The sequence below is a fragment of the Desulfosarcina sp. genome (genome assembly GCF_046496365.1).
Classification (GTDB): Bacteria; Desulfobacterota; Desulfobacteria; order Desulfobacterales; family Desulfosarcinaceae; genus Desulfosarcina.
This window is the reverse complement of the sequence record NZ_JAWOHB010000165.1, coordinates 13,515-28,594: the sequence shown is the minus strand read 5'-3', so window position 1 is coordinate 28,594 and position 15,080 is coordinate 13,515. Positions and strand designations below refer to the sequence as shown.

The following is a 15,080-nucleotide window of genomic DNA, read 5'->3' as shown; positions in this document are numbered from 1 at the left end:
ATCATCACACAGCCACGACTGAATTTTCACAGTCGCCGAAATCACTTTTCACGTATCGGTCCGCTTCCCAATCGTTCTCCCAGGTCGTCTGGTCGATGAGATAGCGGAATTGGTACTCCCGGCCCGGCGCCAGTTCCACGATAACGGTGAAATCACCGCTCTTCAATGGCTTCATGGGCGTCTCTACCGCACTCCAGTTGTTGAATTCGCCCACGATATGAACGCTTTTGGCTCCCGGCGCCGCATCTTTGGGAAGCCGGAAGGTCACTTTACACCGCTCTTTGCTTTTTAGATACTGTTTTTTAAAACTCACGAGCCACCTCCTGATTGTTTTTATTTGTATTTTCTATTGGTTACCAAATAGGTCCGGTCGACACGAAAACCGCTGGCCTATGCCTATTCCCATCACACCCGGATTTGAACATGATGAGCGAGAACACCGGTCTGGGCCAAAAGATGCCATTCGCGGAAGGGACGCCGTCAATTACCGACCCCAGATTTTTTTTCCCCCGCAATCTTGATCCACACCCGCAGCAGTTCACTGACCCCCCACGCCTGGGCGTCGCAACCGCGAAATCGGTGCGGCGCATCGCCATCGACAATCTCCGGTACATGGCCGGCGCACCCGTCATTAATCAGCCGGCTGCTGCTGGCCAGCCAGGCCAGGGCCGTCTCGTGTTCACCCGGGCCGAAGCAGTCGGCCCAGGCCTCGCAGAAGCTGGGGAAGACCCAGGTCCAGGCCGTACCGTTATGGTAGGCCGGTTTGCGGCGCGTGTCTTCATCTCCGCTGTATTGCCCCATATAGGGGGCTTTGGGATCGTTGACCAGCATCCCGTTATGGTAGACCGGCAGCTCCGGTTCAATGGGACGGTCCGCCAGGCTGCGGATGGCCCCGGGAACGATCAGCTCCTGGCAGGCGAAGAGGATTTTTTCAGCCGTCATTTTATCCGTCACCGTTCCCAAGGTCAGGGCAAAAAGCTGGTTGGGCCGCAGCGCATTATCAGCCACCGCGGCGCTGGCTGGGACGCCGGGAGCGGCGTGCAGGCAATCGCTCAGGTACCCCCGTTCTTCACTGAAAAAAAGGCCCAGTACCGATTGTCGCACCTGCCCGGCCAGATCCTTCCACGGCCTGCGATGTTTCGGCGCATCCACGCGGCCCAGATAATCCAGTGCGGCCTGCCACAGGGCCTGGATCTCGATGGGGTATCCCTGGCGCGGGGTGGCGGCCGGATAGTTGGTGTCCATCCAGGTGAAGTGCGATGGGCTGAAGAGCAGTCCCGTCGCGGCATCCATCACAATTCCGTTGGGGGTGCCGGCCATCATGGCGCGGGCAATGGCGACCAGAACCTGCTTGAGCGTCCGCCCCCCGCAATCGGTCTTCAACAGCGTCTCGTGGCCCATGACCGATCCCAGTTCGTCGCACACCCGAAAAAGCCACAGGGGCGCGTCGGAGGTGTCGCGGTTGCCGGTGTCGGTTCCGCGGATCATGTTGGGAATCGTACCGTCTTTGGCAAAAACGGCAAACTGCTGAATTATGGTCCGGGCTTGCTCATGTTCCCCCGCGGCGATGATCCCGCGGACCACGATAAGGGTGTCCCGTCCCCAGTCGAGAAACCAGGGATAACCGGCGATGACCGTGTAATACTGGTCTCGCCTGGCGATGTACTGGTTGAGCGCTTTTTTTAGAGCGGGCACAGGCGGTTCCCATTGGGGCGACGCCTTAAAAAAGCGACGGATCCGATTGCGTATATCCTCATCCGGTCCTGCAGCCGGATCGCCTTGGTCCGGCACCCGGGCGTTGAGGATCTCACTTTCCCCCCCGGCCAGCGATCCGGAAAAATAACCGGGGCTGAACAGATCCGAATCCGGGTCCTGCCCCCGTTGGGCTTCCTGAGGCCGATGAACCATATACTGCCATTGGGTTTCGATAAAAAAATCGGCTCCTTCGGCTTGCATCTCCAACGCATGACCGGGGTTGGGCTGGAAGACAAACCCCTTTTCCCGCCGGGTGACGACAGACGGGAAGTGATGCTCTGAACCGGTAAACGCTTTGGTGGCCTGATGGAAGTTGCGGTCCTCGATATCCGGACGCAAGATCAGGGTCACCGGTCGATCGTCAGCCAGGCGATCCTTGCGGCCCTGAGCCGGGTGCCTGTAAAACACCATTTGAATGGCGTTTTTGCCCGGCAGCATCCGAATGCCGACGCTCAACAACACATGCTGTCCCTGGCCCGAGGGGATGTGATACTGCCACCCGCCCCATGAATCGAAATCGAAACCGAAGGCATCCAGGCAGTCCGGGCCGATCTCCTGGGAAAATCCCTGGAAAACGACCCACCCCCGCAGCCGGGTTAACAGGATACGGCGGTCCTCGGGCACATCCGGACTCAGGTTGGCCGCCAGCAAGGCATCGTAACGGCTGGGCAGCTGGCCCCAGTGGGCATGGACCCGGGCCATGGCGCCGCGGCCGTTGGTCCCCAGCATATGGATGCTGGAAAGCCGAATTCGGGGCCGGGTGAAAATTTTTCTCACACGCATCCGCCCCGAATTCGCCAGATAAAGCAGGGGCGCCTCATGGTGGACACAACCGGCTGGATCATAGCAGGCAAGCTTCAATGTTCGCGGTTTGTGCCGACCGGCCACCGGCAGCGGAGAGAACAGGGCAAAGGCCCTGCCCCCGGAATCGTTCAGGCTCTCTTCGACGGCCATCACCGTTCCATTTTCGAATAGGGATGCCCGGAACGGATGCTCCCTTTGAACCAGCAGAAAATGACCCGGCGGCACCATCACCTCCCGGCGCAGGTCGCCGGGGGCCTGCCAGACGACGGTTCGCGGGGCGGCGCCGTCGGGATTCATGGTTCGGCAAAAGTCCAGGGGTGAGGTCTGCAGCTGCACCGCACCCTGATCCGGGTCCCAGTTTCCAAGGTCCCCTGCCCCCCGGTAAAATCGCCACACATCAAGCACCTTGGCCCGCAACCGCTGTCTGAGGATGCGCTCCGGCGTGCGCGGAAATCCATTGGCGGTATGCACGGCCCAAACCAGGTCTTGCGGATCGTCCGTCAGGCAGAGTACCTGCCCCGGATTCAGCCCCACACGAGCGGTTTGCGTGTCTTCGCCGACAGAGACCGGATGCCCGCTAAGCAGATCAATGGGCGCATCCCCGCGCACCGGAGACCGTCCCCTCGACCAGGTTGCTTGAGCGGCCGATCCTGCATCCAGGTTGATCACCACCAGCAGCCCGTTGCCATCCCCTTCGTATCTGCGGGCGGCAACAATGGTGTTGCCTGGTCCCTCCTGGATCATCTCCACCCGCACCGGGTGAAAGAAGGCCGGGTGGACAGTGAGCAGGGCGTTGAGCCGCCGGATGTGATCCACCAAATTCTCCGGCGCGCCCCAGTTCAGCGAAGGGGAGCCGTGGACGTTGATTTTCTCAGTGGCCAGCCACTCCACTCCGTTGGCGAATCCAAAGCCTCCCTGGTGGGCAAGCAGCGCGCAAAGGGCGGTGCGCAACCGGGCATAAGTCGGGGAGGTGGCGGCCAGGCGAAGGTTGTCATGGGTTTCGGCAAAGTGGATGGCGATGCCGTCGGATTGAGAAATATCCATGGCGGCGGGCAGGTAATGTTCGATCTGATCGCGGTCATAGTTTTGAAACAACTCGCTGTAGGCCCAGTTGAAATCAGCCCAGTTGAGCAGGTCCCGGGTCACGGAAACCTTGCCCCCAAGTCCTTCCAGCAGAAAAATAACGTTGGGAAACTGATCCCGGACCTTACCGATCATATAGCGCCAGGCCGCCGTCGGAATCATGTACCCCGCGTCGCAGCGGAAGCCGTCAACCCCCCGACGGCACCAGGTGAGAAAGACATCGGCCATATACTGCCACAGATCCTGGTGACTGTAATCCAGGCGCGTGAGGTCCGCCCAGACCACTCCCCAGGCACCGGGATTCTCGATCTGTCCGTCCGGTTCCCGGGAGAGCCATTGGGGATGGGTCTCGTGAAGACTGGCCGCCCAGCCGGTATGGTTGATGGCGATGTCGATAAACAGCCTCGCCCCGCGGGCGTGGACGGCATCAACCAGCTCGACGAACTGCTCCAGCGGAGTGGCCTTGGGGTCGAATTCGGCCAGCGCCGGGTCTACGGCGGTGAAGCTCAGAGCCGCATAGGGACTGCCGAACCGCCCCATGCGGGCATAAATGGTGGGCGTGGGATGGATGGGCAGCAGTTGAATGATACGGCATCCCAGGTGGCCGATGATAAAGTCCAGTTCGCCGATCAGGTCACGGAATGTCCCCGACGGCGGTATGACCGTGTAACCGACATCGTCCAGACATTTTACGGTCGGGTCCAAATTGTCCAAAACCCCGCTTTTGTTGGGCCCAAACTGGCGCACGAAGGCATTGTAAATGATGTTGGCACAGCAGGTGTCCGCCGGTGCAACGTTAATGGCGGTATTGGCTCCCGGCGGCCAGAGCGGGTCGGTGCGGTTCCGGTCCAGAAAGTAACCTTTGGCCTCGAAATGGCCCACTTCGGTGAGGGCAACGGTGAGACTGAAGTGTCCCCTGGCGACGACGGTCATGGGAATATCATACCAGCTGCGTCCCAGCGGGTTTTCCTGGCGGTCCACCTGGCGGATGATCTCCCGGCGCACCGAGCGGCCCTGCCCCAGGCTGGTGCGCAACCAAGCCTGGCCTTCCCAGGATTCGGGTACCTTCAGGTGGAAAGTGATCGTATCTCCTGTAAAATGAAGCTGCCGGGCACCGGGCATCGGCGTCTGTTCGATGGCATCGGACTGAACCATAAATCAACCCTGTCTTTTCAATAATCGTTGTGAACAGCCGCAACCCTTGTGCAGCCGTCGGTGTAGTATTTCCGGCATGTCTTTAGCAGCGCCGGGCAAATCAACCTCCGGCGGGGTCAATGGTCGGCACAAACAGAATGGCGTGCGCCTTGAATCAATGCGGTCCAATGAGAAAATAGGGCGGCAGTTCTAGAAAACAGAATAATATAAATGCTTTTCCCTTGTCAACACGGACTTTCGGACTCGCCGCCAATCATCGACGTCTGGCCTTAAATAGAAGAATGCCGGCCGTCATCACGACCAGACCGGCAGCAAGCAACAGCGGGAACCAGAAAAAAGTCTCCCTGAAAACGACGTTTTCCAACGCCTGGACGTGGCTGTCGGCCGCATCGATTCCCGTTTTCTTAACCTCAAGAAGACCTGCATAGACAACCCCGATGCATCCGTAGGAAAGGTTGTAGGCCAGCCCTTTGAAACTGAGCACCGTGGCCCGACGGGCAGACGAAGCCCGTTGATTGACAAAATAGCTGACGTAAAATCCCACCATGTAAAGCGCGGAAAAGGCCACGAGGGCCGGGATCAACCCCAGGTAGGGCCAGAAAAACACCATGCCGGACAGGCCGACGAGGGCGGTAGCCGCCGTGGACCACAGGCAGAATGCAGGAGACCGGTTTTCGGCAATTTGCAGCGCCAGCCGGGGAATAAAAAGCCCCGCCAACGCCATTACCGACCCCAAAATCCCATACAGCGATTCGGGCAGCTGCACCAGGCGGTAATATTGACTGGCCAGGGTGATGACCATACGCAGAATACCGTCGAAAATCATTCCAAACATGATGACGGCCAGGACGAATGGGGTTTTGAGAATCCACCCGCCGGCATCCAGGGTAAGTTTGAACGCATGCATGGCCGGCCCGCCGAACTGCTGTTCACCGGAGCCGTCACCCTTGGCGTTGGGGCGGATTTCGTCCAGCCGCAAAACGGTGGCCAGGGTCAGCAGGGCCAGCACAAAGGTCAGGTAAAGGGGAAACCGCAGGGTCTGGGCCTGGGTAAAGCGATAATCCGATCCGAAGGCCGCCATGACCCCGGTCATCAGATCCGGGTCGTACACGGCGGCCCCCACCGTCATGGTGAGGATAAACATGATTGATCGCAGGCGCATCTGAACATCCAGCACCCGCCCCCACTGATCCGCGAGGCCCTGGGCCTGGAGGGCGTCGTAGGCGATGGCCTCGTCGGCGCCGCTGGCAGCAGCTTCAGCGAGGCCGCTGAGCACCCGGTTGATCAGAAAAAAACTGAACAGCAACGGGGTGTTGCCCCGTGGGGCCAGGCACAGGATCGCCATTTCCACCAGCATCGAGAAGGCGGCAAACACCAGCAGCCGGCGCCGGCCGACGATGTCCGCCAGGGCACCGGATGGCACCTCGGCCATGACGATGGTGGCGGCCCAAACCGCATTCAAAATGGAAAACTGGGCCACGCTGAGCCCGAAATCCAGGAACAGAATCGTGAAGACAGGGTAGTAAAACCGGCAGTTGAAAAACACCCGAAAGGCAATGAACATGCGCACATTGTTGACTGCGAACGGTGACGGAGCGGCGGTATCTGGCGTCTCGGTTTTCAGCGGCCTGACTCCCGGTGCGGTAGTATTGCATGCCATAAATCTGTTGGCCGCAGCCAACGAACACAGGCGTTAATATAATACGGGATTTTTTTGGATAAAGGCCGGCAGGGAATTATCCGGCAGCATCAACGCGAAAATTGACAAATCCGGGGAATTTCATTAACGTCCAGCAGGGTTTCAGGCCAAGGCTTAACCCGAGCTGCTGCCCGTTCATCAACGGTGGATTCTGATTCAGTTCAAAGCCGCAGCGCCATTTCGGGCGCACCGGCCCGTCAGGGAGGATTTCAAGGGCAAAAGAACGCCGGCCTGGATCGAAAGATGCCGTTTATGGATGGACACCAACCACGTTGGTAGCAGCAGCCCCTACTCACCATCACCAGACGAGGCGCATATGGCCAAAGATGCGGTAGCGATCTATTGGGATTTCGAAAACCTTCACGCCAGTATCTTCGATGCCGTCAACGGCAGCGGCAGCTACCCGAAACCAGCCAACCGGAATCGTCAGCAGGCCGTTCTGGTGGATGTACAGGGCGTGTATGATTTTGCAACCACCTACGGCAGTGTAGCCATCAACAAGGCCTACTGCAACTGGCACTGGTTTACCAAATACCGTCAGAGCCTGCTCAAGTGCGCCGTGGAACTGATTCAGCTCTTTCCTCCCGGAGCTCAGGCAAAAAACGGCGCAGACATCAAACTTTCCCTGGATGCCGTGGAGGATATCCTGCGTTTTCCCCACATTTCGTCGATCATCGTGGTTGGCGGAGACAGCGATTTCATTCCCCTGGCCCAGAAGCTCAAGGCTGCGGGCAAGGATCTCATCGGTGTAGGATGTAAAAATGCCACCAACCGCCATTGGGCCAACAGCTGCTCGGACTTCAAATACTACGAAACCTTCGCCCTCGAGCCCCAGGACGAAGAAGAGGAAGCCGAAACCGCCACCGTCAAGGACGCCGCCGAGCTGATCACCAAGGCCATCAAACAGATCTCCTTGAGAAACGGTGACAAATGGGTGCTCAAGGCCGCCATCCGACCGGTGGTCAAACGCCTGGACCCGACCTTCGACGAATCCAGTTATGGCTGCCGCAGCTTCGCCGACCTGCTCAAAAAGCATGCCGATCAGTTCCAGATCGAACGGGGCCAGCACGACCATATGGTGTGTTTGATAGAATAGTCGACCGCTCAAAGCGAATCCATGTCAAGCGTGGAAGCAGGATCAACCTGGTTTTTTAAGCGTGATACCTTTGTAGAAGTGGTCGGGGTGGCATCGGAAATTCCGTCCTCGGTTTTCCGACATCCGACCGCAGGCGCCTGAAAGGAATTGCCATGGCCACTAAAATCAGCCGACCGAGTATCATCGAGGCGGCCGGGAACCGACCCAAACGCATCGAAGAGTATATCGGTCGGGTCAATTCCGGGACCGAAGCGGTCAGTGTCGCCCGTATGGTCTCACCCGCCGGGTGGCAGGAGCCCGGCCAGTGTCCGGATTTCGAAGAATACACCGTGGTGCTCGGCGGGATGCTGCGCGTGGAAACCAGAGACGGTGCCCTTGAAATCCGGGCCGGCGAAGCGGTCATCGCCCATGCCGGCCAATGGGTGCGTTACAGCACCCCGGAACCGGAAGGCGCTGTATACATTGCCGTCTGCCGGCCTGCTTTCTCGGAGGATGCCGTTTATCGGGATGATGCCTCCTGATATCGGTGACATCTGGAATAATTCGTTTTGACCCGCCGTGGGGAATCTATGATCTATTTGATTGAAGATTCCCCGTTCGCTCGCTAACCCCGCCGCAAGCAGCGGGGCCTGCGCACGCTATCGCGGTTCAAAAGTCCGGTTGAGAAGGAAAAGTGATTCTGACCGTGGAAATATCAACAGGGGAGAAAATTCATGTCGAAGCTATTGGCAGAAAAATTCGAACGCGCGGCCGGCGTCATCTGCAGGCAGGGGCTGATTCACTTCCCGGTCTCCGAGACGGCTGTAACCATTATCCAGCGTGTCGTGGGGGAGGCTGAGGAGGAACTGGACCTGATCGATGCTTTCAGTGAAACGCCTTCCCAGACCATGGACCAGCTGGCCGCCTCGAGTGGATTCTCAGCGGAACGAATTGCGCAGCTGGCCGCCAGTCTGGCCAAGAAGGGGCTGGTCTTCAATCAACCCAGTTCCAGCGGGGTCATGGTTTATAGGCTCCTGCCGCTGATGATGGTCGGATTGATGGAATACAAATTCATGGGTGAGTTGACCGGCAGCGAGACGGAAAAGGAACTCGCCGGTCTGTTCGAAAAGCTGCTGGCAGAGCTGCGGGATCAAACCCAGGGCAATTACGATGCGCTGATGCCCCTGTTCTCGGCAGCACCGGCCATCGATCGAACCGTGCCAGCCGGCCAGACTGCCGATGGCAAAGCAATCCGGATCATTCCGGTAGAAAGGCCCGTGGAATCCACTGAAGAGGTTATCCTCCCGAGCCAGACGGTCGAAGCGATCATCAACAAATTTGACGACATCGCGGTCGGTCACTGTTTCTGCCGCCAGCGAAGGCGCCTTTTGGGAGAACCCTGCCAAACGAATGCGCCCGTGTTCAACTGCTTTTCCTTCGGTAAATCGGCACGGCATACCAGCGCCCAGGGATTTGCCAAAACAGTCACCCGTGAGGAAGCCCTGAAAATTTTAAAAGACGCGCAACAGGCTGGATTGATTCACAAGGCCTTTCACCCGGGCTCCCGGGAATCCAGCCCGGAGACCAGCATCTGCAACTGCTGCAAGGATTGTTGCGATACCCTGCGGATTTGGCGCAATGGAACCCTTCCCATGATCAATTCCACCTATCACCTTTGCGTGATCGATGGCGACGCCTGCACCGGATGCGGCGTCTGCATGCAATGGTGTCCGACCGATGCGATTTCCCTGAACGAAAACGGGTTGGCTCAGCGGGATGAAAGTGCCTGCCTCGGCTGCGGGGTCTGTGCCCGGTTCTGTCCGGAATCGGCGATATCACTCCAAGAGGGGCTGCGCAAGGTCTTCATTCTGCCGCCCCGGCTGCGTAATGCGCAACAACCCGTGTGAGAATGGCTGACTTGTAAAACCTGGGGTTTTGATTAGCGCATCCACCGGAAACCAGTCATAACCCATTTCACACAAGACGGCTGTTTTTGGAGGCCGGCACATTTCATCTTTCCTGATGCAAAGCATCACTGTAAACTGATAATGTGCGTTCAAATACACGTGGCCAGGTATAATGGGATGCAAGTATTTCGGCTTGGGGATCGTCAACATCCGGAGATTTTTTTACAGCATCCATCATGTCGAGTATCGTTTTGCATAATGTATTTTCTAATGCGGCCGCATCCTTTTGATAAGGCCGGTCAATGGTTTCAAGGGCCGGCAATTGAATCAGATTGATCGTGCCGCTGTCTGCCTCACCCAATATTTCTTTGAAACCGGATAAATTGGTGGTGATAATTCGGCATCCGGATGCCAGACCTTCAAAGAGAACCAGGGGGAGGCCTTCAAAAAAAGAAGGCAGCACCTGAACATGGGCCTTTTTCATCAGCTCCGATAATCGCCGGTGGTCCAGGTAGCCATGGTTGGTCACCTTCGGGCCCAATTTTTTTGCAAGATCAATGCATTGGGTATATTCGGATCCATTCCCGCCTCCCGCCATATGGAGGTGCCAGTCATGCTGCTTAATTTTCATCAGCGACCTTAACAGCCAGGGAACGCCCTTGCTCCGATTAAATTTACCGGCGTAGAGGATATGCACGGTTCCCGCAGGAGGTTTGGGTGCGCGGGTAAATAAGGTTTCATCATATCCGCCGCCGACAACAACAATTTTTTCCGTGGGGATGCCATACAAACGGCTGATATCCGTTTTCTGATCGGTGGTCAGCGCTATGATTTTGTCCAGCCTGTGGCAGTAGCGTTTTACAAAACGTCTTAAATGCGGGCAGTTATTGTATTGTCTCAGTTCTGTGCCATGGCAGGTGGCCACGGTGGGTACGTCCGGAAAAAGCTTCCTTACCAGGGCCGTAAGTAAAAAAAGGTGATTCGCGTGAATGACATCCGGATTGAATTCGGCGACAGCAGTTTGAAGCACCTGGGTGAATGCCGACTTATAGGAAGTCAGGCGTTTGCCTTTCAGTGCTTTGAAAAGAGAACTTTTGTAGGGCATTACATCCGACATACCGGTAACCGCAAAGTTGAGCGCCTCCGATTCAAAAAAAACATAGGCGCCTCGGGTTTGAGAAATCTCCGTTAAGACATGCATCCTGCCAACAGGGACACCGGCGACCCTGTAATTTGTGAAACCGTATTTTTGCGCTTCCCTGATAATCGCCTCACAGTAGATCCCACTTCCGGTCATTTCCGGTCTCTGTCCGATAACATGCAGTATTTTAAGTTGCGCCATGTGGGTTTAAAATGTCCTCAAGCTTAACTGGTACGGATCTAGGAATGGCACATGAAGATGCCAAATAGGTCCTTTGGTGCCTCCCTGTAGGATGAGAACCGGTTAATTTGTGGGTATAGCCTATCACAAACCCTATTTACAGCCCTCATTGCAATAATGTTTACCATGGTAAAATTCAAGGTGGCCGGCTTTCTATGGTGGCATTGTAGAATAACACTAAACAAGGAGCGTTTGAAATGGACAACCAACTGAACGAATTGTTGCAGGATATTGAATTAGAATATGGTGACAGGATCCAGCGGGGAGCGCGGAACTATCTGGAGATCAGCCTCGCCGAGAGGGCCCGCAAAATGGGATATGGTGAACTTAGCGAAACGTACAAGACCGCTTGCGCAATTGTTCCCCTCAAAGACCCACAACGCGGAATGAAGGTCCGGATTGATGGTAGGACATTCGTTAACTATGCTGAGCATGACTCGGGCATTGCCGTGCCGGGGCATCTTACCGAAACATCGGCAAGGAACTACCGGACCTTCGTCCCTAACGACAGCATGATCTGCAATTTCTGATTCGAATGCCTTCGGTCGCCACTGGAATCGAACTGTGGCGGGGATATTGGGAAACTTGGTGCTTACCATCAGTCAACAGACCGGGGCATACAAATTGATGGACGTTCATTTCCCGTGATTTCATTTTTTGGAATGAACGCCAGACCCTTGTCGCAACCACGACAGGGCTGAATACATCGCCGCCTGTCTGCCCGCCATTTCGCCGGAAACGATTCCCGGGATGATGATTGCAGCGTGGGGTCAGTGCAAAATGATATAACGGCTGTTGATTATGCCGTTAATCAGCAGGTACAAGCCAGCGATCAGGACAGCATAGCCGAATACAAAATATACCGCCCTGAACCAGGTTGGCGGCATCGCTGCCTGGGCGGTTGCCAATCTGCCCTGTTGTCTTAGCCGGTCGACCCATGCGGGTTTCTCTTCATCGGCTTCATCCATGGAGACGCTCCCCGCAAACATGGCTTCATTCATCGGAAAACTGGAAGGCCGAAGGTGACCGATAAAAAAATGGACGATAAAAATGTAGCTGATCGCTAAAATGGCTTCGGCCCTGTGCAGGAGCGCTGCGATATTCAGGATCCAGCCGGGGAAAAAGCGGCTGGTCAACAAGGGAGCCATCAGCATCAGACCGGTGATTGCCAGCAACGGCAGGCCCCAATAGACCGCCCAGTAATCGAACTTTTCCCAATAGGCCCAACGGTTCAACACCGGCCGTGGGCCCAAACCGAAAGTCCAGCGAATGCGCTGCCCGAAATCCTTCAAATCCTGAAGATTGGGCACCAATGAGTCGGGTCCGAAGATGCTCTTGACCGGTTGTCGCCAATCCACGCGGGTCAACAGGTAGAGGGTGTGAATCAGGAATCCGGCCAGCATCAACACTCCCACCCACTTGTGGATCAACAGTGAATTTTCATATCCGCCAAAAGCAGCGCTGAGTTTTTCCCCCCACCTGGTGGTGATAAACAGGCGGCCGAATCCGGTAGCGGTCTGAATAATGAACGTCAGCATCAGGAAAAGGTGGGACAGCCGGTCCGATGTGCTGAATCGCTTAATGCGCGTCGTCTCCGTCATCTTTTTCCGTCCTCTTTTTCTCGAACAATTCTCTCAACCCCACCATAAAGCTATGCGGGATGAAAAAGGCCAGGGTGCCGATCAAGAGCACGAGCATGAACACATAGGTATAATAAAGCACCGGGAAGTTTTTTCTGGCTTCCGGCGATCCGGGATCGGGTTGATGAACGATATAGGAAGCAAAAGAAGCGCTGGACCCCTCATGGCACTTGGCGCATACATAGGCATGCTTGCGTATGGGATTCATGGATGAAAAGTAGTGTTCGATGCTGGCGATGGGTTCTCCGCCATGGCACTGGCGGCAGGTGAGGTTGGCCCTTGTCGTATGGATGTCCCGGGTTTCCTGGATGTGGCAGTCTTCACAGCGCCGGTTGGCGTAAAACTTGATGCCCTGGTGGGAATCGGCCAGGCGGGTACGCACCCGCACCTGGGCGGCACCGGGACTGTATGGGAAAATGCCGCGCCTAACGCCGGGGATTTCAACAAACGGGCGCTGGCGGCGCGGCAACACCTCATATTCTTCATAGTAACCGGTGCTGGCCTCGCGTTCCTTGTATCGCCGCATGGCCGAAGCAACCTCTTCAGCCGCCTGGGCCGCCGCGGCGGCCAACAAGACCCCGACCAGAATCGAGGCTTTGAAGCCCATTGACACGTGTCGGCTTTTCATCAAACGGGTCATGGCTGGCTCCCGGTCTTATTGTTCTGGGTGATAAAGAATCGATTCGATCGGTTGCCCAACCGGTTTTGGCAGCCGGGCCAGTTTTTCCCATTCCGACTGGAGTTTCTGCAGATCTTCACCCTTGTGCTTGTGACAGGTTTGGCACGAATTGGGAATCTTGGGATCCTTTAGGGTTTCTGAGGGCAACAGCGTCTTGAACACGTGGCTGTGGAGGTCACCGGACTCGGCGCTCTTAACAATCCGCGGCATATGGCACCCCACGCAGTTGGCAAACGAGTGGATGGAGTGGCCCATGTTGTTGTTGACCATTTCGTGGCATTGCAGGCACTGCTTGGAACCGGCAACAAAGGTTTGAGAACGTGTCGGGGCGATTCCCATCTGGTGCACATAATGGCATGAGGTGCAGGTGACGCCTTCCACAAAGTGCTTGGACTGCTTCCAGTCGATATACTGCTGGTGATGGGCTGCGGAGAACTCGTTGCCGTATAAGTGGCTGGCGTCACCGGCTTCAAATGAGGTGGACTGGTAATAGGCTTCCAGAGCTTTGCCGGGTGCATAATTGACCGGCCAGCCGGCCCCTTTGTGCTGGGTGGACGTGCCCCGGTTGTGGCAGGACCCACAAATCTGTACGGCTACACCCATGGTCAGCTTGGCCGGGTTGACGATGGTATCCCGCTTTTCAAACACGGCCGTTTTGGGCAGGGCCGCGTGCCAGGAACCCTTGCCGTGGCAGGCTTCGCATGAGGTGCCGGCTTCTTTGAACGTCTGTTTTTCCAGATCGGCGCCGGTGGCGTGACATCCGCCGCACTTTTCCAGCCAGGGCCGCTTGTCCCAGTCGGCCTCATGGTAATTGACCCAACGGTCGCTTTCAGCGTTGTACTGGATGGGGGAGATGTACAGCACCCCCTCCTTTTTGACCAGGTAGCGCTGCTTCCACTGGCTGCCGATGGTGTAGAGGATCTCATCCTCCTTGGGAACATAGATCTCGGCGGAAGGCACCTTCAGCTTGGCCTCCAGTTTGGCCAGGTCTTCGCGGATGCGCTTTTCGTCAATGGGCACGATGATGGCATCCTTGTTGGCCTGGGCATCCTGGAGCATGCGGCTGTGCAGGGTCATTTTCCAGGAGTCGTAGTGCTCCAGGTGGCACTGCTTGCAGGTATCCGAACCGACGAAGATTTTCGGCTGTTTCAAAATGGCATCCATGTTCACCGGCTGTTCGGTGGTACATCCCGCCAGTGTAGATGCCGCAAAAATGACCATCATTGCCCAGAATTGTAGACCACGCATGCCATCCTCCCCCACGCCAAAAAGAGGTTAATCCGATACGGTTGCCTGAACTTCCTTGGTTCTTGCGGTGTCCTGCTATTGGATACAGGAAGCGATCCCTGTTTTTAAGCGTTCAATTAAGGAGCGGGATGGCGCATGGCCTAGTGCTGCAGCAGCAAAAACGTTCGAGGCATGCCAATGATGGAAAACGAAGGAGAGAAAAAATTACCAGATCGCGAACCCCGTAAATTTATGCCTAACAGACATCCGACCATGTGGCAATAAGAATTTTTAAAAAGAACGATGCGGCCCGGCGCGTCCGTCTACCGTCACGGTCCGGATCAGCGACCGTCCGGCCATGATTCCATCAGTCGAGCCAATAAACATCGCCCCGGGATCTTATCAGTCCAGGCTTTGCACAAACCGGCGCACGTGGATCTCCCATTCGCGCGTCTCTAGGATAACACGGGTCAGGTCGTGATCGCTGCACAAGGTGGCTGCGACATGCCCCCCTCCGCCTTCAAAGCGCAGACAGCCGGCGGTATCGTCGACCAGGTTCAATCCCAAGCCACCGTCTCCGAAATACGCTTTCATTTGGCCGATAACTTGTTGGGGCGGCTTTTTTGATGTGGCTTCCATTTTCAACATGGCTTTTCTCCTCATGCCGGCGCCACT

At 56.5% G+C, this 15,080-nt stretch carries 12 protein-coding genes; 4 read left to right on the top strand and 8 right to left on the bottom strand.

Annotated elements, in window-relative coordinates; all coding sequences use genetic code 11:
• Nucleotides 1–4 precede the first annotated feature (4 nt).
• From R6V78_RS17015 to R6V78_RS17005, 3 genes are all read right to left on the bottom strand, one after another.
• Nucleotides 5–313, bottom strand: a complete 309-nt coding sequence (locus tag R6V78_RS17015) for an isoamylase early set domain-containing protein (RefSeq protein WP_410290572.1) — start codon at nucleotides 311–313, stop codon at nucleotides 5–7.
• Between the two features lie 167 nt (nucleotides 314–480).
• Nucleotides 481–4,797 carry an amylo-alpha-1,6-glucosidase gene (locus R6V78_RS17010; RefSeq protein ID WP_410290571.1) on the bottom strand — a complete coding sequence of 1,439 codons (4,317 nt, stop codon included), beginning with the start codon at nucleotides 4,795–4,797 and terminating at the stop codon, nucleotides 481–483.
• 253 nt (nucleotides 4,798–5,050) lie between these two features.
• Nucleotides 5,051–6,457 carry an MFS transporter gene (locus R6V78_RS17005; protein ID WP_410290570.1) on the bottom strand — a complete coding sequence of 469 codons (1,407 nt, stop codon included), beginning with the start codon at nucleotides 6,455–6,457 and terminating at the stop codon, nucleotides 5,051–5,053.
• Nucleotides 6,458–6,812: 355 nt separating this feature from the next.
• Here R6V78_RS17005 and R6V78_RS17000 point away from each other — a divergent pair, with 355 nt between their 5' ends.
• From R6V78_RS17000 to R6V78_RS16990, 3 genes are all read left to right on the top strand, one after another.
• Complete coding sequence (locus R6V78_RS17000) at nucleotides 6,813–7,592, top strand: NYN domain-containing protein (RefSeq protein ID WP_410290569.1); 780 nt, start codon at nucleotides 6,813–6,815, stop codon at nucleotides 7,590–7,592.
• A gap of 152 nt (nucleotides 7,593–7,744) precedes the next feature.
• Nucleotides 7,745–8,113 carry a cupin domain-containing protein gene (locus tag R6V78_RS16995; RefSeq protein ID WP_410290568.1) on the top strand — a complete coding sequence of 123 codons (369 nt, stop codon included), beginning with the start codon at nucleotides 7,745–7,747 and terminating at the stop codon, nucleotides 8,111–8,113.
• 192 nt (nucleotides 8,114–8,305) lie between these two features.
• Nucleotides 8,306–9,478 carry a 4Fe-4S binding protein gene (locus tag R6V78_RS16990; RefSeq protein WP_410290567.1) on the top strand — a complete coding sequence of 391 codons (1,173 nt, stop codon included), beginning with the start codon at nucleotides 8,306–8,308 and terminating at the stop codon, nucleotides 9,476–9,478.
• A gap of 103 nt (nucleotides 9,479–9,581) precedes the next feature.
• Here R6V78_RS16990 and R6V78_RS16985 read toward each other — a convergent pair whose 3' ends face one another.
• A complete protein-coding gene (locus R6V78_RS16985) occupies nucleotides 9,582–10,583 on the bottom strand; it encodes a glycosyltransferase family 4 protein (RefSeq protein ID WP_410290603.1) in 1,002 nt (333 codons plus the stop codon).
• 473 nt (nucleotides 10,584–11,056) lie between these two features.
• Here R6V78_RS16985 and R6V78_RS16980 point away from each other — a divergent pair, with 473 nt between their 5' ends.
• Complete coding sequence (locus R6V78_RS16980) at nucleotides 11,057–11,389, top strand: hypothetical protein (protein ID WP_410290566.1); 333 nt, start codon at nucleotides 11,057–11,059, stop codon at nucleotides 11,387–11,389.
• 240 nt (nucleotides 11,390–11,629) lie between these two features.
• On the opposite strand, the gene R6V78_RS16975 is transcribed toward R6V78_RS16980, so the two are convergent.
• The 4 genes from R6V78_RS16975 to R6V78_RS16960 form a co-directional block, all read right to left on the bottom strand.
• Nucleotides 11,630–12,460 (bottom strand): formate dehydrogenase subunit gamma, encoded by an 831-nt coding sequence (locus R6V78_RS16975; RefSeq protein ID WP_410290565.1) that lies wholly within the window; start codon nucleotides 12,458–12,460, stop codon nucleotides 11,630–11,632.
• Complete coding sequence (locus tag R6V78_RS16970; protein ID WP_410290564.1) at nucleotides 12,438–13,139, bottom strand: cytochrome c3 family protein; 702 nt, start codon at nucleotides 13,137–13,139, stop codon at nucleotides 12,438–12,440. Before R6V78_RS16970 ends, R6V78_RS16975 begins: the two co-directional genes overlap by 23 nt.
• A gap of 15 nt (nucleotides 13,140–13,154) precedes the next feature.
• Nucleotides 13,155–14,426: a multiheme c-type cytochrome gene (locus R6V78_RS16965; protein WP_410290563.1), complete on the bottom strand. Its 1,272-nt coding sequence runs from the start codon at nucleotides 14,424–14,426 to the stop codon at nucleotides 13,155–13,157.
• Nucleotides 14,427–14,807: 381 nt separating this feature from the next.
• Nucleotides 14,808–15,053: a hypothetical protein gene (locus tag R6V78_RS16960; protein ID WP_410290562.1), complete on the bottom strand. Its 246-nt coding sequence runs from the start codon at nucleotides 15,051–15,053 to the stop codon at nucleotides 14,808–14,810.
• Between the last annotated feature and the right edge of the window lie 27 nt (nucleotides 15,054–15,080).